25 protein-coding genes and 1 tRNA gene are annotated in these 22,759 nt (G+C 56.6%); 13 read left to right on the top strand and 13 right to left on the bottom strand.

All coding sequences use genetic code 11. From position 1 onward, the window contains the following. The first annotated feature begins 299 nt into the window (after positions 1–299). Complete coding sequence (locus AB7S84_RS06330) at positions 300–2,360, top strand: alpha amylase C-terminal domain-containing protein (RefSeq protein WP_428153497.1); 2,061 nt, start codon at positions 300–302, stop codon at positions 2,358–2,360. Positions 2,361–2,394: 34 nt separating this feature from the next. Here the strand turns inward: AB7S84_RS06330 and AB7S84_RS06325 are convergent, their stop codons facing one another. From AB7S84_RS06325 to AB7S84_RS06300, 6 genes are all read right to left on the bottom strand, one after another. Next, on the bottom strand, positions 2,395–2,718 hold the full coding sequence (locus AB7S84_RS06325; RefSeq protein WP_020876435.1) for a phasin family protein: 324 nt from the start codon (positions 2,716–2,718) through the stop codon (positions 2,395–2,397). Between the two features lie 28 nt (positions 2,719–2,746). Continuing rightward, entirely contained in the window at positions 2,747–3,364 is a 618-nt protein-coding gene (locus tag AB7S84_RS06320; RefSeq protein WP_428153495.1) for a hypothetical protein, read from the bottom strand. After that, positions 3,351–3,893, bottom strand: a complete 543-nt coding sequence (locus tag AB7S84_RS06315; RefSeq protein ID WP_428153494.1) for a YeeE/YedE thiosulfate transporter family protein — start codon at positions 3,891–3,893, stop codon at positions 3,351–3,353. The genes AB7S84_RS06320 and AB7S84_RS06315 overlap by 14 nt, the downstream gene beginning before the upstream one ends. Then, a complete protein-coding gene (locus AB7S84_RS06310) occupies positions 3,893–4,420 on the bottom strand; it encodes a YeeE/YedE thiosulfate transporter family protein (RefSeq protein ID WP_020876438.1) in 528 nt (175 codons plus the stop codon). The genes AB7S84_RS06315 and AB7S84_RS06310 overlap by 1 nt, the downstream gene beginning before the upstream one ends. A gap of 4 nt (positions 4,421–4,424) precedes the next feature. After that, the gene (locus AB7S84_RS06305) at positions 4,425–5,537 is read right to left on the bottom strand and encodes a sulfurtransferase (RefSeq protein ID WP_428153492.1); all 1,113 of its coding nucleotides are present in this window, start codon (positions 5,535–5,537) and stop codon (positions 4,425–4,427) included. A 79-nt stretch (positions 5,538–5,616) separates the two neighbouring features. Continuing rightward, positions 5,617–5,835: a hypothetical protein gene (locus tag AB7S84_RS06300; RefSeq protein ID WP_020876440.1), complete on the bottom strand. Its 219-nt coding sequence runs from the start codon at positions 5,833–5,835 to the stop codon at positions 5,617–5,619. A gap of 501 nt (positions 5,836–6,336) precedes the next feature. Here AB7S84_RS06300 and AB7S84_RS06295 point away from each other — a divergent pair. From AB7S84_RS06295 to AB7S84_RS06270, 6 genes are all read left to right on the top strand, one after another. Then, complete coding sequence (locus tag AB7S84_RS06295; RefSeq protein ID WP_428153489.1) at positions 6,337–6,546, top strand: hypothetical protein; 210 nt, start codon at positions 6,337–6,339, stop codon at positions 6,544–6,546. A 22-nt stretch (positions 6,547–6,568) separates the two neighbouring features. After that, on the top strand, positions 6,569–7,309 hold the full coding sequence (locus AB7S84_RS06290) for an NYN domain-containing protein (RefSeq protein WP_020876442.1): 741 nt from the start codon (positions 6,569–6,571) through the stop codon (positions 7,307–7,309). A gap of 72 nt (positions 7,310–7,381) precedes the next feature. Continuing rightward, positions 7,382–7,597 (top strand): 4Fe-4S dicluster domain-containing protein, encoded by a 216-nt coding sequence (locus AB7S84_RS06285; RefSeq protein ID WP_020876443.1) that lies wholly within the window; start codon positions 7,382–7,384, stop codon positions 7,595–7,597. A gap of 132 nt (positions 7,598–7,729) precedes the next feature. Then, positions 7,730–8,473 carry a PaaI family thioesterase gene (locus AB7S84_RS06280; RefSeq protein ID WP_236610081.1) on the top strand — a complete coding sequence of 248 codons (744 nt, stop codon included), beginning with the start codon at positions 7,730–7,732 and terminating at the stop codon, positions 8,471–8,473. 282 nt (positions 8,474–8,755) lie between these two features. Beyond that, positions 8,756–9,412, top strand: a complete 657-nt coding sequence (locus tag AB7S84_RS06275) for a hypothetical protein (protein ID WP_428153484.1) — start codon at positions 8,756–8,758, stop codon at positions 9,410–9,412. A gap of 500 nt (positions 9,413–9,912) precedes the next feature. Continuing rightward, positions 9,913–10,407, top strand: a complete 495-nt coding sequence (locus AB7S84_RS06270; protein ID WP_428153482.1) for a hypothetical protein — start codon at positions 9,913–9,915, stop codon at positions 10,405–10,407. Between the two features lie 195 nt (positions 10,408–10,602). Here the strand turns inward: AB7S84_RS06270 and AB7S84_RS06265 are convergent. The 3 genes from AB7S84_RS06265 to AB7S84_RS06255 form a co-directional block, all read right to left on the bottom strand. Then, positions 10,603–10,678 (bottom strand) — tRNA-Glu (locus AB7S84_RS06265). Positions 10,679–10,748: 70 nt separating this feature from the next. Further along, positions 10,749–10,985: a PLD nuclease N-terminal domain-containing protein gene (locus AB7S84_RS06260; RefSeq protein ID WP_020875721.1), complete on the bottom strand. Its 237-nt coding sequence runs from the start codon at positions 10,983–10,985 to the stop codon at positions 10,749–10,751. Positions 10,986–10,987: 2 nt separating this feature from the next. Then, positions 10,988–11,866 carry a lytic murein transglycosylase gene (locus AB7S84_RS06255; protein WP_428153480.1) on the bottom strand — a complete coding sequence of 293 codons (879 nt, stop codon included), beginning with the start codon at positions 11,864–11,866 and terminating at the stop codon, positions 10,988–10,990. Between the two features lie 280 nt (positions 11,867–12,146). Between AB7S84_RS06255 and radA the strand changes: the two genes are divergently transcribed. Genes radA through AB7S84_RS06240 form a run of 3 tightly spaced genes read left to right on the top strand, consistent with a single transcriptional unit; the run spans position 12,147 to position 14,908 of the window. After that, positions 12,147–13,514, top strand: coding sequence for a DNA repair protein RadA (gene radA / locus AB7S84_RS06250; protein WP_020875719.1), 1,368 nt, complete (start codon positions 12,147–12,149; stop codon positions 13,512–13,514). A 36-nt stretch (positions 13,515–13,550) separates the two neighbouring features. Further along, positions 13,551–14,159, top strand: a complete 609-nt coding sequence (locus AB7S84_RS06245; protein WP_020875718.1) for an RlmE family RNA methyltransferase — start codon at positions 13,551–13,553, stop codon at positions 14,157–14,159. An 11-nt stretch (positions 14,160–14,170) separates the two neighbouring features. Continuing rightward, on the top strand, positions 14,171–14,908 hold the full coding sequence (locus AB7S84_RS06240; protein ID WP_020875717.1) for a YebC/PmpR family DNA-binding transcriptional regulator: 738 nt from the start codon (positions 14,171–14,173) through the stop codon (positions 14,906–14,908). A 124-nt stretch (positions 14,909–15,032) separates the two neighbouring features. Here the strand turns inward: AB7S84_RS06240 and AB7S84_RS06235 are convergent, their stop codons facing one another. From AB7S84_RS06235 to trxA, 3 genes are all read right to left on the bottom strand, one after another. Further along, positions 15,033–15,716 carry a LolA family protein gene (locus AB7S84_RS06235; protein WP_020875716.1) on the bottom strand — a complete coding sequence of 228 codons (684 nt, stop codon included), beginning with the start codon at positions 15,714–15,716 and terminating at the stop codon, positions 15,033–15,035. 101 nt (positions 15,717–15,817) lie between these two features. After that, the gene (locus AB7S84_RS06230) at positions 15,818–16,699 is read right to left on the bottom strand and encodes a hypothetical protein (protein ID WP_428153475.1); all 882 of its coding nucleotides are present in this window, start codon (positions 16,697–16,699) and stop codon (positions 15,818–15,820) included. 46 nt (positions 16,700–16,745) lie between these two features. Next, positions 16,746–17,204 (bottom strand): thioredoxin, encoded by a 459-nt coding sequence (gene trxA / locus AB7S84_RS06225; RefSeq protein ID WP_020875714.1) that lies wholly within the window; start codon positions 17,202–17,204, stop codon positions 16,746–16,748. 268 nt (positions 17,205–17,472) lie between these two features. Between trxA and AB7S84_RS06220 the strand changes: the two genes are divergently transcribed. Next, the gene (locus tag AB7S84_RS06220; protein WP_428153473.1) at positions 17,473–19,674 is read left to right on the top strand and encodes an acetate--CoA ligase family protein; all 2,202 of its coding nucleotides are present in this window, start codon (positions 17,473–17,475) and stop codon (positions 19,672–19,674) included. 160 nt (positions 19,675–19,834) lie between these two features. On the opposite strand, the gene AB7S84_RS06215 is transcribed toward AB7S84_RS06220, so the two are convergent. Further along, a complete protein-coding gene (locus tag AB7S84_RS06215) occupies positions 19,835–20,233 on the bottom strand; it encodes a GatB/YqeY domain-containing protein (protein ID WP_020875712.1) in 399 nt (132 codons plus the stop codon). Between the two features lie 493 nt (positions 20,234–20,726). Here AB7S84_RS06215 and AB7S84_RS06210 point away from each other — a divergent pair, with 493 nt between their 5' ends. Both AB7S84_RS06210 and AB7S84_RS06205 read left to right on the top strand, forming a co-directional pair. After that, a complete protein-coding gene (locus tag AB7S84_RS06210; protein WP_428153470.1) occupies positions 20,727–21,731 on the top strand; it encodes a radical SAM protein in 1,005 nt (334 codons plus the stop codon). Between the two features lie 77 nt (positions 21,732–21,808). After that, complete coding sequence (locus AB7S84_RS06205) at positions 21,809–22,759, top strand: ABC transporter substrate-binding protein (protein ID WP_428153468.1); 951 nt, start codon at positions 21,809–21,811, stop codon at positions 22,757–22,759.

The raw sequence follows: 22,759 nt of genomic DNA, 5'->3' as shown, positions 1-22,759 counted from the left end.
GACGGTTGAGGTACTATATTATATTCTGGATCCTGTCGGACGCTATACAGCGATACCGGTATCCAGAGTACGTCGATACTGTATTTGAACGGGATGTCGTCCCTGCCGGGATATGTGACTTTTTCGAGACAGGAGGGTTTTCCCGGTTGATGAGACGGACTTGAGCCTGTAAGATATGGCATTGTGTTCTCAGCCTTCGGCCATCGTGATGTTGACCGGGAAGAGACTGACGTCTGAAAGGGGGACAAGCGCCCCGAAACGGTTCGTGAAAATCGAAGTATGACCGGATTGGAGAAAACATGACGAAAAACGATATCGATCATTCGCACCCGGAGATCATCGACGGGATGCTCCGCCGCCGACTTTCGGCAGACCCGCTTCTGACCCCATACCGGGACGTCATTCGCCGACGCATCGTGCGGACCGATGAAATGGAGCTACGATTGACCTCGGGAAAAATAACGCTCGCCGATTTTGCCTCGGGCCACGAATATTTCGGTATGCACTTCAAAGACGGCCGGTGGGTGTTCCGGGAATGGGCCCCGAATGCCCGGGAAATTTATTTGAAAGGCTCTTTTTCGGACTGGAAGGTCATGGATCGCTTCGCACTTACGCGTATAAGCGACACGGGTGTCTGGGAAATCACGCTGGATGCCGGGGATCTCGCCCACGGGGATCTCTATCGCCTCGAGATGCGATGGCCGGGCGGACGCGGCGACCGGATTCCCGCCTGGATCCGTCGCGTGGTTCAAAACCCCGACAACGGCAGTTTCAACGCTCAGATCTGGCGTCCGGACGCTCCCCATCAGTGGCGACATCCAAGACCCCGGAAGCAGCGCGGCCCCCTCCTCGTGTATGAAACCCACATCGGCATGGCCCAGGACGCCGAAAAAATCGGCTCTTACGCCGAGTTCCGTAGAAACGTCCTCCCACGCATCCGCCGGGCAGGCTACAACACCCTCCAGATCATGGCGGTCGCCGAGCATCCGTATTATGCCTCTTTCGGCTACCAGGTATCCAATTTTTTCGCGTGCTCTTCAAGGTTCGGAACGCCGGAGGATTTAAAGGCATTGGTGGACGAAGCACACGGCATGGGATTTCTGGTGCTCATGGATCTCGTTCATTCCCATGCGGTGAAAAACGAGGTCGAAGGGCTTTCCCGATTCGACGGAACACCCTTCCAGTATTTCCACGAGGGCGACCGGGGCGATCATCCGGCGTGGGATTCCCGCTGCTTCGATTACGACAACGTCCACATCCTTCATTTCCTGTTGTCAAACTGTCGTTTCTGGATGGACGAATACCGGTTCGACGGGTTTCGTTTCGACGGCGTCACCAGCATGATCTATACCCACCACGGACTGGGCAAGGCTTTTACCGTCTATGACGATTATTTCGACGAATCGGTGGATGAGGCGGCGTTGACCTACCTGACCCTGGCCAACCGCGTCGTGCACACGCTTTCGGATACCGCCGTCACCATCGCCGAGGATGTTTCCGGCATGCCGGGGCTGGCGGCCCCTCTCGAAGACGGGGGCGTGGGGTTCGATTACCGCTTCGCCATGGGCATCCCCGACTACTGGATCCGATTGACCAAGGACACTCCCGATGAATTCTGGTCCATGGGGCACCTCTGGCACGAGTTGACCAATCGACGCGCCGACGAACAAACCATCAGCTATGCCGAATCCCACGATCAGGCCCTGGTGGGGGACCAGACGCTTATCTTTCGCCTCATGGGAAGCCGCATCTACAGTCATATGTCCGTGCTGACCGAGGATATCGCGGTGGCAAGGGGGATTGCCCTCCACAAGCTGATTCGCCTGGCGACCCTGGCCACCGCGGGACATGGTTACCTCAATTTCATGGGAAACGAATTCGGTCACCCCGAATGGATCGATTTTCCCCGCGAGGGCAATCAATGGTCATATCGATACGCCCGACGTCAATGGCATCTGATGGACGATCCCCTGCTGCGCTATCATCATCTCGCGACCTTTGACAGGGACTTGACGGCATTCTCGACCGAATATCAGATACCGTTCGGCCAGGAAATCTTCCTCCTTCACCTGGATGAAGGCAGCCGGGTGCTTGCTTTTCTGAGAGCGGGAAAGGTGTTTGCATTCAATTTTCATCCCACCCGCTCCCACACCGACTACTGGATACCGGCGGCGCCGGGCGCCTATCGGGTCGCCCTCGACACCGACCGCGAAGGTTACGGCGGTCTTGCGCGCCAGGATCCCGGCATGATCCACTATACGTTGACCGACCGGATTCACCGGCATTTTCTCAGCCTCTACCTGCCGTCCCGGACAGCGCTGGTCCTGGCGCCGACCACCGACGATCGGGAAACAGGCTGATTCTCTCCGATCGCACCGGCTATCCCAGGGGAATTTACGCGCCTTCACCCTCCCGGCCTTCCAGAACCGAAAGACGAACCTCGAGCGCATCGATCCGGCGCTTGAGGTCGACGATCTCGTCCTTTCGTGCGACGTTCATGCCGCTCAATGTCTTTTTGAAGAAATCGCTGACATCCGTTTCCACTTTTTTAGCCTGCTTCTGGCCGGTCCCCGCCAGTTCCTCGATCAGCTTCCGGGCATCCTCTTCCTTGATTTTGGACTCTTTGACCAGTTTGTCGACGCTCTCCTCTATTTTTTCCTTGGTCAACAGAACCGCACCCAGCCCCGTCATCAATCCCTTCTTGATATCCTCGAGCATGTAGAAACCTCCATCGTTGATTGTTGTTTTAGGAAGGGCCGCGGTCGAATTCCACAATCCGGCCGAACCCGAGATCCGGGCCTCTGGAAACCCGATGGTAGAGGGGGCTCCCGGCGCCGACCCGTCCCCCCATGTCATAGGTGAATTCAGCCGCGCCGACGTGCCGAAGCCAATATCCCGTGAGCACCGCACCCCGGGCATCGTAACCGGAATGGAAATGGACCCATTCCTCGGCGGGTTCAGGCCGGGTATCCAGCCAGGCCCTGGGCGCCTCCGGGAAAAATATCGGCGATATCCGGCCCGTGGAAGGGATGTCGCCCCCTGTATCGGGCAACGTGGTCAGGCGGGCCTCGCCGGTGAAGAGCAACGCATTTTCCACCAGATCCCGGGTATAGAAACGCCTTTCGTTGAAGCAGACGAACCGCAGGCGGCTGAGGTCCTGCGGGTCGTCGGGAGCGAAATAGTATCCGACAAACGGTCCGAATGTCACCACCCTTCCGTCCAGCCGAATCTCAAGGCGGTCGACATATCCCCGGGGAACCCTGAGACGGTTGCCCGGGGAGGGTCCATCGGCATCGCACCCCAGGGTTGCGAGGGCAACAATCAGAACCCAACCCCTGAAAGCCGACCCTTTACCGAAAGGCATCGCGACGCCCCCACAACCGATCGACGGCCCAGACGGCGCCGGTAAACACCGCCACGAGAAGGAAGACGGCAACCGGCCTCACCGGTATGCCGTCCACCAGGGTGATACGGCCGAAGTTGGTGGGATCATAAAGCACCGGCACGAGGTATTCGTGAAAGTGTGCAAAGACCGCGGCACCGGCAAGTCCTCCCAGGAAGGCGAACACGGCATCGATCCGGCCTTCGCCCACCGCGGCCCAGGCCGTTCCGGGGCAGTACCCGCACAGGCCCCAGCCGATACCGAATATCACGGCTGCAAGCCCGGTGGCCACGAGACTGGTGGGCAGGATGAGGGTCCTTCCGACACCCGCCGTTTGGAGGCCATACAATCCGACAGCGGAAATAATGACCGCTGTCAGCATGAATTTCGGGATGTCGGATTCCATCATCAGGTGTGCCCTGGCCATCTTGTCCGCACTGGTGGCACCGACCCGCTGGATTACGAAACCAAAAGCGATTCCTGAAAACAGCCCCAGCAGAATCTTGGTCATTACGTGCCCTCCTTTCCCGTATTTCCGTAAACAAGACGCGCGGTGAGCATGGCAACGGCAAAGATCAGCACGCCAAAGTAGAGTCCGCTGACGGCAAGCTGCGTAGACCCCGAGATAAAGAGCCCCAATGTACAGCCGCCGGCCATGCGGGAAGCGAAAAGAATCAGGAATCCGCCGATAAACGTTGCGGCGTAGCGCTTGATCCGGCTGGGGCCGAAACGCCGTTCCCAGATCTCGGGTACATCCCGGACGGGAATGTCCAGGGTTCGGCCGGCAATGAAACCGCCGATCGCCATGCCCAGAACGAAGGCGAATACCCAGGAGTCGGGGCCCGGCAACATTTGATAGTGGGCCTTGGTCCCGACATATCCCGGAGCGACCGATTGCAGAATCCCCTTTAGCAGGCTGACGAAGCCACTGGAGGAGGCCGGCGGACCAAACGTGGCGAAAATGAAAACGATGATACCGGCAAGCGCGAAGGAGGCCGGCAGCCAATTCCAGTAATCCGTTTTATCGTGCTTTTCCATATCCTCATCCTCCGCAGGAAACATAACCGCCCTTGGGCGAGCCGGAAGCGGGAAGACGGGAATCGGCATCCCCGGATCCGGCCTCCGAACGGACTCGGCGTCCTTCACCCACGGCCGTTTCCGAGGCGCCGGGAAGCGTATCGCTCCCAAACCGACGTTCGACCAGTTCCACCGGATAGAAGCGGTCCGGGACCCCCCATTCCTTCCATGAGGCTTCATAGGACATCACCGGCTGAATACCCATAACCCGCATGACAAAATAACCGAACGAGCCTCGGCGACCCGAATCGCAATAAACAATGACGGCACGATTCGAATCGAGACCTCGGTAAAGCTTCCGGAGGTCGGCATACGGCTTCAGCTTTTTGTGCTCTTCATCCACCCAGTTTAAACGGTAGTCCACGTTGACCGCGGTGGGAATGTGGCCGAGCTTGAGCGGTTCTCCCCTGAGATCCAGGGATCCCTTTTCTCCAATGTACTCCTCCCGGGAACGGACATCGATGATCTGGTACATGGGGTCCCCGAGCCGCCGATATACGAACTCGCCGTCGGCCAGGACCCACGGCTTCATCTCACCCGACGGCGCCTGGTAAAGCACGGGATCCCGTCGAATCGGCGCCTTGGCCGTTTCGAAACCGGCTGCCCGCCACCCGTCGATACCGCCGTCCAGGAGCATCATCCGTTCGTGCCCCAACAGATCCAGAACCCAGAAGATGTAGGAGGCGGTGGCACCCCCGTCCCGTTCGACCGAATCATAAAGGAGGACCGTGTCTGACCGCGTGATGCCGTATTTTCCCAGAACCTGTTGGGCTTTGTCCGGGCCTGCAAATTTTTCACCCAGATTTTCATCGATGTCGTCGTAGCGGAATTCCGACCAGGGAAGCCGAACGGCACCGGGAATCACGGTGCCGTCGAAATATTTGTCTCCCCGAACGTCCACGACCACGAGCCCCTCATCCGCCAGGTGCTGTTTCAGCCAGTCGGCCGAAACGATGAACCGGGCGTTCGGATATGCCTCTCCCGACCCGCTCCCCAAGGCCTGAGACAATGACCAGACCAAAGCCGACAGAAGAATGATCGGGATGATGATATGCCTTGCGCTGTTTTTACGGTTCATTCCTGTATCCTCTTATTTTTGGGGTCTCCCGAAAAGAACTACCGGCACATGAAAGGGTTGCTTTCGAACGGCCTGTCGTCTAACATTTTTTCATGGATTCGATGTCATTGAACTCGGCCTCCATCATGCCTTTTCGGGCCGGCGGCTCCTGTACCTGAAACACGAATTTGTCATCCGTCTCACGGGAAGGAATTGGAATCCCTTTGAATTTTGTAGGGTTCCCTTTGAAGACGATTTCGTAGCAGTCTCCAATTCTGGCATTGGTGGCGATAATTTCGTAAAAATGGGTGGTATCCATAAACCCTCCAATCTCGGCGGTTCCACAAAAGCCCGATCTCTGGGTTCAGCGCATTCATCGCCTTCCAATCAACATCGTGAAAGCCGGATGTGGATTGGATACCCGGCATCCCCGCTCGCAAGCCCTGATCGCCACTGCTTTGCGAAACCGTCCAACAATTAATGGTTACACATGCATCACGCTTTAGGGTCTGGTTTGATGCCCTTCGGCACCTTCGACCCGACTCGCTCCGGTATCGGAAGCGTTCTATCGACCGTCAACCGGACGACGGCTCTTTTACCGGATACCCCGGAAAATTTCGTCGTCCGCAATTTGCTTTTTTGCATTTTCCCATGTAGATTGGACATGATCGCCACGGTATCGAAGCGTTGACGATAAACATATCACATCCCTTCACCGGAGCGCATGCAAAAAAGACGCGATGTTCATATTTGCATATTTTCACTTATGGCTCTACGTAAATATATGCATCAACTTTCGGCTTTCATTATGGTGACCGCCATGTTTTCATCCAAAAAGATGCTTTGTCCCATCGATTTCAGCGAGTTTTCCATGAAGGCCGTTGAAGCCGCCGAGACCCCGGCACGGACATTTCATGCCAAGCTGATGGTAATCCAGATGGTCATGCCCGTCAATCGAATGCCGTATCATGCCGTATCCACCCTCTCAAGATGGGGATTTCGACGGATGTTTGCCTTGTCGCAGACCTGAACCCAACACCTCAAGGAGCATCATGACCGACGACAAAACCGAAAAACTGGCTGTCCTGATCGACGCGGAGAATGCCCAGCCCGCCATCATTGAAGAACTTCTCATCGAAATCGCCAAATACGGCACCGCGAACGTCAAAAGGATCTACGGCGACTGGACGAGCCCGGATCTCAAAGGATGGAAAGAAGTACTGCTGAGATATTCCATTCAGCCGATCCAGCAGTTCCGATATACTTCCGGGAAAAACGCCACTGACAGCGCCATGATCATCGATGCCATGGACCTGTTGTATACCAGCCGCTTCGACGGATTCTGCATCGTGTCGAGCGACAGCGATTTCACAAAGCTGGCCTCGCGGATCCGGGAGGCCGGATTGATCGTCTTCGGGTTCGGTGAAAAAAAAACCCCCGAAGCTTTTGTAGCGGCATGCGACAAGTTCATTTTCACGGAAGTGCTCAGAGCCAAGGACGACGATGCCGAAACCATCCAGCGCAAGACCACCGGCGAACTCAAGCAGGACACCAAGCTTGTCACGCTGCTGAGAAACGCGGTGGAGGCGTCTTCGGACGAAAACGGATGGGCTCATCTGGCCGCTGTCGGGAGTAATATTGCAAAACAAGCCTCCGAGTTCGATCCCCGAAACTACGGATACAAAAAACTGGGTGAGCTCGTTGCCGCAACAAGACTTTTCCAGATCGAAGAGCGGGATGTCGGCAACGGACACGCCACCGCTGTTTACATCAGGGACCGTCGAAAAAAATAGGCGTCCCGGCGGACGGCCTGCCGTTCCGGCTGCCGGTGCGTCGCAAAGAGCAGTGAAAGGAGATCATAACAGATGACGACATTTACATGGCAGGGTTCGGACGTCACCATTCATGTGGACTACGACGCGTGCAAAGGCGACGGACAATGTATGGAATCCTGCCCTTCGGACGTTTATGAACTGAAGGACGGCAAGAGTCTTCCAGCCGACATCGATAACTGTATTGGATGCTGTACGTGCGTTGAGGTCTGCCCCGAAAACGCCATCGTTCACAGCGTCTGCAATTGAGGAGTTATGAGCGATTCGAATCAGGAACTATGTCCTCAAAAAAATCGGTTTGAACCGATCCGATCGACCGGCCCTCATGAGATCAGACTGAACCAATGGATCTCGTGCGCGCCCTTCGAGAGATTCCTGAACATGAACATCACCAGCGCCGCCTGGGGGAAAGCGATTCTGTCCATGCCTTTCGGCTTCGATCTCGCCCAGGGCGGAGGATTCATGCACGGCGGCGCCCTGGTGAGCCTTGCGGACACGGCAGTGGTCATGGCCTTGAAGAGTATCGTCCCGCCGGAAACACCTTTTGTGACCGCATCCCTTGAAACAAAATTTCTTCGCCCGGTTGAAAAGGGCACCGTCACGGCAAAAGCGGAGATTCATCAGATAGACGGCCGAAAATTCCGGGGAGAAGCCCTCGTTATTGACGACGAAAAACAGCCGGTCCTGGCGTTCTCATCCATTTTTAAAATCATGAAACGGCCAGATGTCGATCCGGTATTCATTCCGGAGCTTACACCCGAAAATGTCAGCCAACGGCTCTCTATGGGCGAGACCTTCGTTCTGAACATTGTCGCCGCATGGTGCTCCGACTGCACGGAACGACAGCGACCGCGCCTGCCGGCCTTTATCCGGCGGCTTGCTACGGAACGCATGCCGCTCTTTCAAATGACGGTGCAGCAGGAAAAAATGCGGTTCATCTCGACTGAACACGAAAAAATGACCGAATATTTCGGCGGCCACGGATACCCACGCACCGTTCTGATCCTCAACGGCGAGGTTCGCTCCGCGGATAATGTGGAAATCGTAGACGAGGAAGAGCTCATTCGCCTCGCAGATGCCTTTATTGCGGAAGCCGCGTCCGCAGGACAACGCCTGAATCCATAAACACGCCAGGCTTCGCCTCCGGCAAAGTCGGCACGTCCGATATCGAATCATTTTTGATGCAATGCAACCATATCCGAAATAAATAACGACATTTGTTTTGTATTTATCAAGCCGTTGTCTGTTTTGTGCGTTGCAATATTTTCCTTGTTTGGCGATGGAAGCTGTGTCATACTTCAGCGACTCAACCTTCGGCCGCTTCCCGGTCGACATCACGAGCTGCGTTCGCAAATTGAAACACGCGGCCCGAAATATTGTGGATTTTGAAGAAAACAGGAGAATATGATGTTCGCAAAGATAACAGACCTGGCTATCGAGGAAACGGCGGCGTGGTATAACACTGGAAAAACCTTGATGGATTATGTTGAAAAGCAGTTTCAGGCCGTTATCCGATTGGCCCCTTGGCTGACGGATACCGTCCATCCATGCGATGATGGAAAAGATCCGATACGATCCTTGATGGCGACGTTGGGCATGGTCCCCCATTCGGACCACCGCGCTCTCCAAAAAGAGGCCTCGAACCTGGCACAACGGATCGAGGCCTTGACTGCCGAGGTCTCCTCACAAAGATGCATTTCCGAGGAGCATTGGAAAACCGTCGCCGAGCAGTCGGTGCGTCTCGACGGCCTTAAACAGCTGAACGATGCCGACAAAGACCGGATTGCGGCGCTGAGCCGTACACTCGCGGAAAGGACGGCATGTATTGCAGATCAGAAAAAGAAGATAACGGAAGCGACAAAAGCGCTCGAGGAGAGCCGTAACCGCCTCGCCGCCCGGGACAAGACCCTCTCGGAAACCGTCAAAGCGCTCGAGGAGTGCCGCACCGCCTTCTCCCTCAAGGAAGAGGAACTCAAGAAGCACGAACAAACATCAGCGCAGATGGAAAAGGAGATTGCCGAACTGAAATCCCACATCACGGATCTTCGAAAGTCGCCCGCCTGAATGTCCGCCACAACCCCTCAGTTTTTCATATCCGCCCGACGCAACCTTCGGTGAAGGGCCCCCAGGGGCCCGGTTCGGCATGGGCACCCCTTCGGCCGCCAGCCTTTCGAGACTGAAGACCGAAGACCGAAGGGACATTTCAGATGCGTTCCCAACACGAAAATAGGCTTGTTTTGCCGGATTATCTGATATATGAGATTTCAAATGAGAGGAAACTGAACCTGATATTTTAATGGACTCAACTTTCGACTTTCATGACGTGACCGGAAAGCGGTGCCGGGAGGATACGGTCCGGGCCCCTACAGCGGTGAGTTTTAGTGCCGCTTAAGCGCCGCGGCGGATCAGCGGCCCGGACTGTTTGAGCGCAAGCGAGTTTCCGGGCCGCCCGGAGCAAGCTTTAGCGGCACTTGAACGAAATCGCGTCGGGGGCGGGCCGTATCCTCCCGGCACCGGCCTATGAGAGTCGAAAGTTGAGTTAATGGATTGAAAAAGGATATTCAATGAAAGAATTTGAGGAATTCACCAAGGCTGTCTCCCTGAGCATGAAGGCGCTGGCCAAGGTCATCGAGGCTGCTGCGGATCAGTTGGAAGAACATGTGCGCAGGCAATACACGTCGGATAAAGAAAATGAAAAACCGACCGCCGGCAGGCAAAAGACGGCGGCTCAAAGTGAACCGACGAAAGATGAGGCCGAGGCGTCGAAAACGGCTGAAGCGCCGAGTGAGGCTGTTGTACCGGGAGGCGACCTCCAAAAGGAGGCGAGAAGGCGGCCCCGAAAATCCAAACCGTCGAAACCCGGTCAACCGAAAACCAGACAACAGTCGGCCACCCAAACGGTCTATTTGCATATGCAGGCCGTCGGAGACGTCGTCTCTCTCGACGATCTTCAAAAGGATACCGGCTTCCAGAGGGAAAAACTCTACAACATCGTCTACCGCCTCAAAAAATCCGGAAAGATCAAGGCCGTCGGTGAAGGATTATACACAGCCGTCTGATATTCATCCGACACAACCCCATGCCCTGACCCCGGTGCTGTTGTTTGAATCCATTGCGTCGGAAACACCGGAATTTTCCGGTTGAAAAACCTATTCATCTTCGGCGCCTTCCGCTCAACATCACGAAAGTCGATATAGGCTCTCACCCGATAAAAATGGCCTTGCTGAAAATCAGCAAGGCCATTGATTTCGTTCTGGTGACCCCAACGGGACTCGAACCCGTGTTTCTGGCGTGAGAGGCCAGCGTCCTAGACCGCTAGACGATGGGGCCGTCATTGATTAAGCGCATCGACAAATCGCTCTCAAAGACCTTGGCCTTGTAGCGAATCGGCGATAGTTTGTCAAACATTATTTTCCACTGGATCGTTTTTTTTTGACGACTTTTTCCGCCGCATTCCCTTTTTAGCCCCGAAGGCAAAATAGATCAGCCACCCGATAAACGGAATAAAGGCTGTAAATCCCCAGGCGGCCTTTACGGGCAACGACGAAAAATCCTTCAGAGCGATATCGATGATGGCCCAGCAGGTCAGCATGTAGAAAAGAACGCCGACAACGACGACAAAGGTTACGGTATCCATTGTTATCCTTCGAGTTTTTTGGTAATTTTCAACACGGTGTTGACATAATACCGACTGTGATTGTAAGTGTAGACGACATCGGCGGCTTTTTGATCCGAAAGACCCGGCCGCCAGCCGTGGTGTTTCAGGTAACTGGCGACGCTGGCGATTGCGTCGGCATGGTCAAACAGGTCCAGGTGGCCGTCACGGTTGCCGTCCCGCCCCAGCTTGAGAATATTGCTCGGTAAAAACTGGCAGTAACCCAAGGCACCGGCATAAGAGCCCTTGACGCTGAGCGGATCGATGTTGTACCGCCGTGTGTAGCGTAGAAATGACTTCAATTCGTCATAGGCCCATGATGATTTCCGAAGGGCCTTGGCTTCGAAGGCATCCCTGGAAAGCGCGGTATTTCCGGATATGGCATTCCAGAGCGCGTCTCTTACGGCGCTGTCCGACAGCGCCGCCATGGTGGAAAAGGTGTTGATGACGCGCCGGTTCCCCACATAGGTACCCAACCGGGTCTCCACCAGCAGGATGGCCGTGATGACGCCTGGGTCGACCCCGAAGTCCCGCTCCGCCGTCTCCAGAGTTTCCCGGTGGAGCGTCATGTAGCGTCTGGCTTTCCGAATCATCGCCGGATCGAGAAACTGATCATAGTTGAGCCGGCCTTCGCTGTGGACAAAGTACATGGATATGCCCCGAACCTCGAACGCCGCCTTGGGATCACGGTAAAGGGCATTGACACGAGCCGCGTCAAAGCCGTCCGTCACCAGTCGCTGCCGCACAGAACCGAAATAATCAATGGATGCCCCGAAGTCGTTCGTCTCCAGACATCCCAACAACACCACCAGAAAAACCCCGAACGCCATCGTTCGTCGCCCATGAAGGCCGTATCGCTTCAAATGACCGCTCCTTATGGTTTATGTATGACCGCCTTTCCAAAGTACGCCGGTCCCCCCGAACCCGGGACGCACGGGTTGAAATCCCGCGGACGCTTCTTGATAGGGGTTAAATGGCATGTTATGCTTTATCCTGTCAACCCAATGTCGACGGGCCGATTCTTTGGAGAATGTGAAACCGGATGCCGCCTGAGCCGCTGCAACCACAACTGTTTTCCCTTATCGCGTTACACCGGTCGAAGGCCTTGCAAAACCCTTGCGATCACAGGAATGGAACTGAATCATGAAAAAACGGGGAAAGCTGGTCTTTGTCTGCCGAACCTGCGGCTTTCAGAGCCCCAAATGGCTCGGAAAATGTCCGGACTGCGGCAATTGGGATACCCTTGCGGAGGAGGTTCAATACAATGCCGCTTCTGCCGGGACTAAGCGCCGGGCAATCCCGGGCGACACCGGGCCGGTATCCATCGATGCGGTAATTCTGGAGGACGAATGTCGCATCCAAACCGGTATCGGGGAGTTCGACAGGGTGTTGGGCGGCGGCCTGGTGCCCGGATCTCTCGTCTTGATCGGCGGCGATCCCGGCATCGGAAAATCGACCCTGATGCTCCAGGCGCTCTACGGTCTGGCCCGACAGGATGCCAAGGTCCTCTATGTCTCCGGAGAAGAGTCCGTCAAACAGATCCGGTTGAGAAGCAAACGTCTGAAGACGATATCGAACCGGCTGTTCGTCGTCTCCGAGGTCGACCTCGATACCATCCTGCAGATGGTCTCGAGCGAAAAGCCCGATGTTCTGGTCATCGATTCCATCCAGACCATGTTCAACAGCGACCTCCCCTCAGCGCCGGGAAGCGTCGCCCAGGTCCGGGAATCGGCCATGCGCATCATGATCATGGCCAAAAAGAGCGGCATTCCGACATTCATCGTGGGCCATGTGACGAAAGAAGGTGCCATCGCCGGCCCCCGGCTTCTGGAACATATGGTCGATACGGTTCTCTACTTTGAAGGGGATCGGAGCCATGTCTTCCGGGTGTTGCGGGCCGTGAAGAATCGATTCGGATCAACCAATGAGATCGGCGTGTTCGAAATGAAGGAGCAGGGGCTCGAAGAGGTCGCCAACCCTTCGGCAGTCTTCCTTTCCGAGCGCCCCGAGCAGGCCCCGGGGTCGGTGGTTACGGCCTGTATGGAAGGAACGCGCCCCATTCTGGTTGAACTCCAGGCCCTGGCCAGCAGCACCAGTTTCGGAACGCCCCGGCGGACCATACTGGGCCTCGACCAGAACCGTGTTGCCCTGCTGGTGGCGGTCATGGAAAAAAAACTGGGGATGCATCTCATGGGGCATGACATTTTCATGAACGTGGCCGGCGGCGTCAGGGTCGACGAGCCGGCCGTCGACATGGGCATCATCGCAGCCATTGCTTCCAGTTTTCTGGATCGCCCTGTTCCGGAGGGTCATATCGTCATGGGAGAGGTTGGACTGACCGGCGAGGTTCGGGCCATCAGCCAGGTGGAGACCCGGGTGTCTGAAATCCGGAAAATGGGGTTCTCACGCTGTCTGGTGCCTGAAAGCAACCTTCGCCGCATGACGGCCGTCACCGGCATCGATCTGGTCGGCATCCAGACGGTGACACAGGCCGTCGAGGCATTATTTTAATCAAGGATATTCTTGACTTGAGACAAGGTAAGGTATATGAAACGGCGGGTTTCGACATCCGATAAAAATCGCTGGGCCGATCACTACACTCAAAAAGCCAGAAAAGAAAACTATCCAGCCCGGTCGGTTTACAAACTTCAGGAGATTCAGCAGAAAACCCGGTTGATCCGAAAGGGAAACCGGGTGTTGGACCTGGGATGCGCTCCGGGTTCATGGTTGATCTATGCGGCCCGGTTGATCGGGGAAAGCGGTCAGGCGGTGGGGATCGACCTCAAGCCGGTCACGACGAAGCTCCCATCCAATGCTTCAGCCCACATCGGCGACCTGATGAACCTGTCGGAGACCTTGCACGACATGCCTGGCGCCCCGTTCGACGTGGTGTTAAGCGATATGGCGCCCGACACGACCGGCAACAAGACTCTCGACGCGATCCGGTCCGCCGGTCTGGCCGAGTCGGCCCTTTCCATCGCCTGCAAGCACCTGGTAAAAGGGGGAATGTTCGCCTGCAAGATCTTTCAGGGATCGGATTTTGACCCATTTGTCGAAAACGTCAGGAGAGAATTTGACACCGTCAGGATTTTCAAACCCAAAAGCAGCCGGAAAGCGAGCAAAGAAATCTTTGTCATCGGTCTGGGGAAAACATAGGAGGTTCGATCATGTCAGGACACAGCAAATGGTCTACGATAAAACATAAAAAAGGGGCTGCCGACGCCAAGCGTGGAAAACTTTTCACCAAGCTGATCAAGGAAATCACCGTCGCGGCAAGGATGGGGGGAGGCGATATCAACGCCAATCCCAGATTGCGAACGGCCATAGCGGCGGCCAAAGCCGAAAACATGCCCAAAGACAACATGGAGCGGGCCATCAAGAAAGGCACCGGCGAGCTGGAAGGCGTCAGCTACGAAGAGACGATATACGAAGGGTATGGTCCCGGCGGTGCGGCGGTGCTTGTGGAATCTCTCACGGACAACAAAAATCGGGCCGTAGCCGATATACGGCACATCTTCGCCAAACGCGGCGGGAACCTGGGTGAAAACGGATGCGTCGCATGGATGTTCGACAAGAAGGGATACATCAACATTGAAAAGGCGGTCACCGACGAGGAAACCCTGATGGAGGTCGCTCTGGATGCCGGTGCCGAGGATGTTCGCGAAGATGGGGACTGTTTCGAGATTATTACGGCCCCTGAGGACTTTGAAGCGGTAAAAGCGGCCATTGAAAACGCTGAGATCCCCTACCTGGAAGCCGAGGTGACCATGCTGCCCCAGACCACCGCAACGCTTCAGGGCAAGGAAGCCGAACAAATGATCCTCATGATGGAGGCCCTCGACGACTGCGACGATGTGCAGAAGGTCTACACCAACGCGGACATCCCCGACGATATGGTGGGGTGAATCACTCCGCAAAAGCCTTCGGGTGGATGTGTGGTCGCATCGACGGCATACCGGGGCTGAAGACGACGCGGTCCCGAGGTTCTCCGATCGTCATTTTCAGCCCCTGGTTCCGGCTGCAGCGTTCTTATTCTTCCAACCGGATCACATCCGCCCCCTCGGGGATGTCGAACACAAAATCGTCATCAGCCGGCGTCAGATTGAACCGGTATCGATCGAACCGGATATAGGTCTGATCGCCGTAACTGTTGGTGGTCGTCACATCCGTCACCTCAAAGGATGTTGCGGATATGGTCATGAGAATGGAGACGACATCCAGTTTCCCATCCTTGGGTACGAGTTTGAGGGTATAGCGGTCCCCTTCCTTAACGTCCTCCAGAAACACGTCGAAATGCTTTCGGATCCGTCGGATGTCCGATAGGAAACCGGCGCCTTTCCCGCCCCTGAAAAACTCCGGAGCACTGCCGAGCATGACCTGAAGATCGTCGGGCCTGTAGATCCACAACGTATCGTCATTCGTGATAACCAACTGTCTTTCCGGGGTTTCATATTCCCACCGCATTTTGTCCGGGCGTTTGATGAGCAGTCGGCCTTCGGCGGTGTCCGTGATATCCATGGCTTTCAGCGTCGAGGTCTGATGAAATCGCGCCTCGAATCCGTCGCCGGCATATTTTTTCTCGACGCCGGACATAATCCGGTCCACGCCCGGGGATGCAGCAGTCGGATTGGATGTCGACGCGGCCCAGAGCGCATCTCCACCGGGTATCCCCGACAACACAACGGCCAGAAATATCCATCGAAATATCATCATGATTTCTCCATACCTTCTGAGGGGCTTTAAAAACGCGGCATCCGGATCTTCTCCCGGGTGCCGTCCAGGGTTTTCCGGAACCGCCTCCGGGTGTTGGGAGGTTACGACAGCGACCGGATCATGTCTTCGATATCAAAGGAATCGTCGGAAATTCGTACCAGTTCCACCGGATCGTCACCGAGCGGTTCAATCCTGCCGAAAACGGTTTGGGAGATCCTGTCGATGGCGGCCATTTTCCAGCGCACCTGGTCCTTGTCGATGTGGGGTGGACGCGCGCCCTGAAGCATGAGCGTTTCGATATTATGCCGCTCAAGCTGCTTTTCAAACCGCCGCGCTTCCTCCAGGCGCCGGAAAAGCATTCTTTTGCGATGGGACAAGGCTTTGTAAATATTCATCCCATCCTCGATTTCATCCAGAAACGCCGTCAAATAGTCAACCACAGCCAAAAAATCATCCCACAGACCTGCACTTTCCTTGAAAAAATGACATAAAAACCGGACGTTTTTGTCGGTCTGGGCGAACCGTGCGTTTCTCAGCCCGACACGGATCCCGAGCCGCAAGGTATCCGGAACGAAACGGTCTATGGCTTCCGTCAATCGGGCATCGACAGGTTTGCCGATGTGGAGCCGCGCCAGAAAAGCTGCTGTTGCCCATTCCGGGACCCGTATCGCCAGAAAATCAGGCTCTCCGGGAACAATGAGACGGGCTTCCAAGGGGGGTCGGGTCAGTTGTGACAAAACACGCGCCTCGTCTCCGTCGGCAAAACCGCCCTCCGAAATCTCGTCCTCCAATGCAGCCTGCTGCGCGATGTCGGGAAAGAAGATGAGTTCGAACAGGGGTTCCCGTTCGGGATTGTTTTCGTCGGACAACAGGTTTTCGAGCGCCTTCATCGACGGATGGCAAAACGTGGAGTTGATGAAATGCCAAGCCGCTCCGTTGAGCCGAATGCCCTCCCGAAAAAGTCTTCTGACGCTTTCGGCCAACTTTTGTTCCGGAAAACCGGATCGGTCACATGGGTTCATCATGGTCTCACGATCTCAAATAAGGCGACATGGCCTGCACGATGCCGTGTTTGGGAAGCGCTCCGGCAAGGGTGTTCCTGAGCTGTCCGCCGTCGAACACCAGAAGCGTCGGGATACTCTGGATGTGAAACCGGTTGGATGTTCTCGGGTTCTCATCCACATTCATCTTGCACACCCGTATCCGCCCTTTCCATTCCGCAGCCAGCTCGTTCATGAAAGGTTCCATCATTTGACAGGGGCCGCACCACGGCGCCCAACAGTCCAGCAGAACCGGGAGCGGGGACAGGATGACCCGATCGTGAAAATTCGCGTCCGTCACGACGACAGGGTGTCCTATGGTCAGTACCCGGGTGTTGACGGCAGCACCGCACCGGCCGCACCTGGCCGTTTCTCCCACGCGGTTTCCGGGAATCCGGTTCCGGGTTCCGCACGATCCACACCGAATGATATAGGATTGCTGGGGCATGTTCGCCTCTTTTCCTTGTGGTTTTTCCCGCAGTCGACAAAGTCTCGCGACAGTGAGGATTGATCAAATAGCCATTTTCAGGGAACATAGCGATGCGGATCATCAAAATCAATCCTAAAATCACAAATGCACTTAAAGGCTTGACCCCCGTCCGCCGATAGTGCTATTCTTCGTTTCTGCATGTCGCTCCAGGCATCAATCAGGGTTGGCGCATCGTACGACAGTTGTGGATTTCGATCAACGGGAATGGATGGAGAGGAGAAAAAAGATGGATATGGCGAAGCTGCCGGATGCGATTGAGCGGTCCGAATCAGGGGCATTGAACGAGTATCAGTCGAAACTGCTTCTCAAGGCTTACGGGGTTCCGGTCGTTGACGAAGTCGCCGCCGCCGATGTTGCGGAAGCGGTCGACGCCGCCCGAAAAACCGGGTTTCCGGTGGTTCTCAAGGGGCTCGGCCAGACCCTCCTGCATAAAACGGAGAAACATCTCGTCCATCTGAACCTCAACACGCCGGAGACGGTTGCTGCCGCGGCTCGGGCGATCGCAGCAGAAGCGGGAGCGGCGCTGGAAGGCTTTCTGGTACAGCCCCAGATGCAGGGCCGTCGCGAGTTGGTCGCCGGCCTGTTCAGAGACGAACTTTTCGGCCCCGTCATCATGTTCGGCATCGGCGGCGTTTTTGCCGAAGCCTTCAGGGATATCACTTTCCGCCTCGCGCCGTTGACCGAAACCGACATCGATCAAATGATCGGCGAGATTCGGGCCCGGAAGATTCTTGGAAGCTTCCGGGGAGAAAAAGCGATCAACCGGCGACAACTGGCCCGAACGCTCCTGGGGCTTTCCCGAATCGCTCTGGACCACCCCAATATTTCGGAGATCGACATCAACCCGCTTATCGTCACGGACACCGGGGAGATTCGCGCCGTCGACGCGCTCGTGGCGTTCGGCCCGAGGGCCGCCGCTTCGAAGGCAAAGCCGTCGGTCGATCCGATGCTTCTGGGCAGATACTTTCATCCCCGTTCCATCGCTTTTGTCGGCGCTTCCGCCCGTTTCGGCAAATGGGGCCACAATCTGCCCAGCACCACCATCGCCAACGGGTACGGGGGGGACATCTATTTTGTCAATCCCCGGGGAGGGCGAATCGCGGGACGCGAGGTCTATCCGTCGGTCCTGGACATCCCCGGCCCCGTCGACCTGGCCGTTGTCACGATTCCGGCGGCGGCAGTCATGTCCCTCATCCCTCAGCTCCAGGATAAGGGGATCCCCAACATGCTGCTCATCACCTCGGGTTTTTCAGAGATGGGCGAGGACGGACGGCGCCTCGAGGAAGCCGTTACAGCCGCGGCCCGGGCGGCCGGCATTCTCGTCATCGGCCCCAACACCATGGGTATCTCCAATCCCCATATCCGCCTCTACTGTACGGGAAGTCACGTGTGGCCCGATGCCGGGGATACGGCGGTCGTTGCCCAGTCCGGAAACATGGGAACCCAGCTTCTGGCCTTTGCCGAAAACCAGGGCATCGGCATCCGCTGTTTTTCGGGCTCCGGCAACGAAGCCATGGTCACCGTCGAGGACTATCTGGATGCCTTTGAAATCGATACGGCCACCCGAAACATCATGCTCTATATCGAAAGCGTCAAGAACGGCCGGCGCTTCTTCGAGAGCACCCGTCGAATCGGGCTTAAAAAGCCGATTATCCTGATGAAAGGCGGCCGAACGGAGGTGGGCGGCCGTGCCGCCGCAAGCCATACGGGGGCACTGTCGTCGGACAACCGCATCTTCGAGGCGGTCTGCAGACAGACAGGGATCGTCACGGCGGATTTCCCCATGGACCTACTGGACCTTGCCGCGGCCTTTTCCTCCCTGCCCCTGCCCCGGGGACGCCGTGCGGCGATCATGACCTTCGGCGGCGGATGGGGGGTTGTGACATCGGATCTATGTGCGGAATTCGATCTCGAGGTGCCGTTTCTGTCGGATGAAATCATTGGTAAATTCGACGACATTCTCCCCGATTACTGGAGCCGATCCAACCCCGTCGATATCGTGGGAGAGTACGACCCGAACGTGGCCATGACGGTCCTGACGGAATTGATGAAGTGGGACGGCTGCGACGCCGTCATCAATCTAGGCCTCATCGGCCGGAAAATCCTTTTCAGCCGGATCGTCCAGTCGGTCAAGAAATCGGATCCCGCCTATGATCGGGCGGTTCTCGACAGTCTGGAGCAGAACATCGTCAACTTCGAGAAAACGTACATCAACAGCATCGCCGAACTCATGGGCGTATACAGAAAGCCGGTCTTTGGCGTAAGCTTCGCTTTTGACCAGGAAGAACGGACCGTCTATCCGGTGGCGGGTCAACCTTACAAAAGCGTGGTCTATCCGACACCGGAAAAGGCCGTCAAAGCCTTTGCCAAAATGGCCCGTTATCGCGAATTTCTGGACCTGAACCGAACGGATGCTTCCGGCGGTTAACCTTAGCGGTCCATTCGGATGACAGCCCGCCGCTCAGATCCTGCCATACCGGAACGACAACGGCTGATTGCCGCGCTGGCACGGGGAAGCCTCACCGCCGTCTGTCTCAGGACCGGCGGCGACCCCCATCATGAACGGACGGCCGTTTCGATGCCGCGCCTCAAAGGGATTCTATAATCCTTCGAACCAGATTGCCGTCGGCATTCCCTCCAAAATGCCCCATGATATCGCGCATCGCCTGCATCTTGTTCCCGTATTTCGAGAAATCGATATTCACCAAAATCCAATCCCGGATCTCGGTTTCGGAAGCCGTGGCGGGAAGATACGCCTCGATGACCCGGATGAAAGCGGAATCCATAGCGCCGCCCGCCATCGTCAACGTTTCCGACTCGGATTTTACCAGATGCTTCAAAATCTTCACCACATCATCATCGGAGAGTATTTTTTTGTCCGACCGTCCGAATTCACCGATCACGACGCGGAGAGCCGCCTTTTTTTCATCGTCCTTCTCCTTCATCGCCGTCATCAAATCCTTCTTGATCTGTTCTTGCAGCAGCATATGGCATCCTTTCATGACTGTTCAGGTTTGAGCGTGGTCGAGACACCGATGTACACGACTCGCCCCGGATCATCAATGGGAAATATAGCGATGCCGGAACCAGAGGATCATTATTCGACTTTCGGTATTCATGAGCCGGTGCCGCCTCCTGGACCCATATCCATGGACACGATTGACAGGCGGTCAATTTAAGGGTAGATTTCAATTTTCGACTTTCATGACGATGACCGAAAAGATACGGCCTGTGAAAGTCGAAAGTTGAGGGTAGATATTTTTGACGGACGAAACAACGGCTGCAACCCTTTCAAGGCTGTTCCGTCGCACAGCCGGCAGCACACACCCTTGTCAAGACCGGCCCGATGGCTGTCATCGGCGCCTGAAAGGCCGCAGGGCAAAGCACCACGGCCTTGCAGAACCGCACCGGTGACTCTCCCCCGCCAGGGATGACCGTCGCCGGCACCTTCGGATCACTTCAACAGAACCCGGGAAAATCATGAGCTGGAAAATCTCACCACATGTCGCCGATATTTTGAAAAAAGGGGCCGACTTCATCGGGATTCGACGAGAAGAGGCCCTGGTACTGATGAACCTGGGCCTTCACACCCGTGAAACCTATGCACTGATGCAGACCGCCGACGAGATGTCCCGGAAACGGTTCAACGGCAAGGGAGAAAACCATCTTCACATCGGCGTCAACATCGAACCCTGTCCCTTTGACTGCCAATTCTGTTCCCTCACACGCCGGGCGGGCATCTTCACCCATACCGTCACGTTCAGCGAAACGGAAATCCTGACCTGGGCCAGGGATGCCGAGACCCAGGGGGCCGACGCCCTCAACGTCATGACCACCGGCACATTTTCCTTCGATCGACTTCTGGACATTGGACGACTGATCAAAAAGGTCGTCGCCACGCCCCTTGTGGCCAACACCCGGGACGTCAACCACCGGGAAGCCGAGGCCCTTCTCGCGGCAGGGTTCGAGGGAGCCTATCACGCCGTGCGTCTGGGTGAGGGACGCGACACCCCCTTTTCGCCGGAAAAGCGGATCCGCACCATCAGCGTTTTCAAGGATGTCGGCCTCAAGTGGATGAACTGCGTGGAACCGGTCGGCCCCGAGCACAACCCTGAGGAAATCGTCGACCTGATGTTCCTGGCCCGGGATTACGGGGCCGTATACAGCGGCATCATGCGCCGGATCAATTTCCCGGGATCGCCCATGACGAAACACGGCATGATCACTGAACAGGAGATGGCGCGGATGGTGGCGGTAAGCCGACTTGTCATGGCAAACGTCCCCCGGGCCCACTGCACCCATGAACCCCACACGGCATCACTTGCGGCCGGGGCCAATCTTTTCTTCCCCGAGGTGGGATCGAGCCCCAGAGACGCCAAGGCCGACACCGGAAAGGGCAGAGGGCGGGACATCGCGGACTGCCGAAAGATGCAGGTGGAAATGGGCTGGAACCCGGACCTGGCCTCCAACTGTTTCGGCGGTTGAGAAGAAAAGGACAGAGACCGAAGGCTGGGACGGGCCGCCCCCCGTTGGCCTTCACCCCGAAAAAAGGCGTATCCTTCATGAAAAGAATTCGATTTCGCCGCTCCCTGGCCGCCCTGCTCATCCTCACAGGGCTTCTCCCCGCTGCGACGTCGGCCCGGACGCTCCGGGTCGGGACATGGAAAACCGCCCAGACCATTCAGCCGTTTTTTTACGCGGAATTCATGGAGGGGGGCGACAAGGTGGCGGTCTTCCCCTTCACCAATCCGGCCGACCAGAAGACGGCGCTGCTGGCCGGCAGCCTCGACATGTGCGGCACCACCATCGTCCACGCCATCCACGCCTCGACCCTGGGTCAGCCCGTGGTCCTCGTGGCGGCCCTCTGCAACAAAAGTTCGGCTTTAGTGGTGAAAAAACACGGCGCCGTCCAATCGGTTCAGGATCTCAGGGGACAAAGAATCGGCTACGTGCCCGGAACCATGCATGAGATCCTTCTGCGGGAAACGCTGACCCGGCACCGGCTCTCGCCGGAAAAGGATGTGACCCTGCTCCGGATCGACTTTTTCGACATGGGAACGGCCCTGGCCCGGGGCGACATCGACGCCTTCCTTTCCGGTGAACCCTTCCCGACCCTGGCCGTCCGGAAAGGTTACGGCCGGATTCTCGCCTATCCGTATTACGGGGAATCCATCGGCACCATCAACGCAGGCATGCTGGTGACCCGGGAGATGATCCGGCAGAAACCGGATACCGTATACCGGCTCGTCAAAACCCACGCCCGTGCCACTCGCTACCTGACGGGGAATCGCGAGGCATGGCTTGCAAAGGCCGCGACGTTTGGCACCGACATCGACACCTTGAGGGCGGCGGCCGACAATATGGCGTTGACCTGGGACATGGACAAGGCCTTTGTCGCAAGGGTCAAGGCCCTGGCCCGGCGGATGACGGCGCTGGGCATCATCGAGCAGGAGCCGGATTACGATCGTCTCATCGATCTCACCTTTGTCGGACGGGTCCGGACGGAGCCATAG

The organism is Desulfococcus sp., from assembly GCF_050178255.1.
Lineage (GTDB): Bacteria > Desulfobacterota > Desulfobacteria > Desulfobacterales > Desulfococcaceae > Desulfococcus > Desulfococcus multivorans.
Note: the sequence above shows the minus strand (reverse complement) of the source record. Positions and strands in the feature narration are given on the sequence as shown.

Coding starts and splice junctions, on each gene's coding strand:
- AB7S84_RS06330 (WP_428153497.1), top strand. CDS start 300: ATGACGAAAAACGATATCGATCATTCGCACCCGGAGATCATCGACGGG.
- AB7S84_RS06325 (WP_020876435.1), bottom strand. CDS start 2,718: ATGCTCGAGGATATCAAGAAGGGATTGATGACGGGGCTGGGTGCGGTT.
- AB7S84_RS06320 (WP_428153495.1), bottom strand. CDS start 3,364: ATGCCTTTCGGTAAAGGGTCGGCTTTCAGGGGTTGGGTTCTGATTGTT.
- AB7S84_RS06315 (WP_428153494.1), bottom strand. CDS start 3,893: ATGACCAAGATTCTGCTGGGGCTGTTTTCAGGAATCGCTTTTGGTTTC.
- AB7S84_RS06310 (WP_020876438.1), bottom strand. CDS start 4,420: ATGGAAAAGCACGATAAAACGGATTACTGGAATTGGCTGCCGGCCTCC.
- AB7S84_RS06305 (WP_428153492.1), bottom strand. CDS start 5,537: ATGAACCGTAAAAACAGCGCAAGGCATATCATCATCCCGATCATTCTT.
- AB7S84_RS06300 (WP_020876440.1), bottom strand. CDS start 5,835: ATGGATACCACCCATTTTTACGAAATTATCGCCACCAATGCCAGAATT.
- AB7S84_RS06295 (WP_428153489.1), top strand. CDS start 6,337: ATGTTTTCATCCAAAAAGATGCTTTGTCCCATCGATTTCAGCGAGTTT.
- AB7S84_RS06290 (WP_020876442.1), top strand. CDS start 6,569: ATGACCGACGACAAAACCGAAAAACTGGCTGTCCTGATCGACGCGGAG.
- AB7S84_RS06285 (WP_020876443.1), top strand. CDS start 7,382: ATGACGACATTTACATGGCAGGGTTCGGACGTCACCATTCATGTGGAC.
- AB7S84_RS06280 (WP_236610081.1), top strand. CDS start 7,730: ATGAACATCACCAGCGCCGCCTGGGGGAAAGCGATTCTGTCCATGCCT.
- AB7S84_RS06275 (WP_428153484.1), top strand. CDS start 8,756: ATGTTCGCAAAGATAACAGACCTGGCTATCGAGGAAACGGCGGCGTGG.
- AB7S84_RS06270 (WP_428153482.1), top strand. CDS start 9,913: ATGAAAGAATTTGAGGAATTCACCAAGGCTGTCTCCCTGAGCATGAAG.
- AB7S84_RS06260 (WP_020875721.1), bottom strand. CDS start 10,985: ATGGATACCGTAACCTTTGTCGTCGTTGTCGGCGTTCTTTTCTACATG.
- radA (WP_020875719.1), top strand. CDS start 12,147: ATGAAAAAACGGGGAAAGCTGGTCTTTGTCTGCCGAACCTGCGGCTTT.
- AB7S84_RS06245 (WP_020875718.1), top strand. CDS start 13,551: ATGAAACGGCGGGTTTCGACATCCGATAAAAATCGCTGGGCCGATCAC.
- AB7S84_RS06240 (WP_020875717.1), top strand. CDS start 14,171: ATGTCAGGACACAGCAAATGGTCTACGATAAAACATAAAAAAGGGGCT.
- AB7S84_RS06235 (WP_020875716.1), bottom strand. CDS start 15,716: ATGATGATATTTCGATGGATATTTCTGGCCGTTGTGTTGTCGGGGATA.
- trxA (WP_020875714.1), bottom strand. CDS start 17,204: ATGCCCCAGCAATCCTATATCATTCGGTGTGGATCGTGCGGAACCCGG.
- AB7S84_RS06220 (WP_428153473.1), top strand. CDS start 17,473: ATGGATATGGCGAAGCTGCCGGATGCGATTGAGCGGTCCGAATCAGGG.
- AB7S84_RS06215 (WP_020875712.1), bottom strand. CDS start 20,233: ATGCTGCTGCAAGAACAGATCAAGAAGGATTTGATGACGGCGATGAAG.
- AB7S84_RS06210 (WP_428153470.1), top strand. CDS start 20,727: ATGAGCTGGAAAATCTCACCACATGTCGCCGATATTTTGAAAAAAGGG.
- AB7S84_RS06205 (WP_428153468.1), top strand. CDS start 21,809: ATGAAAAGAATTCGATTTCGCCGCTCCCTGGCCGCCCTGCTCATCCTC.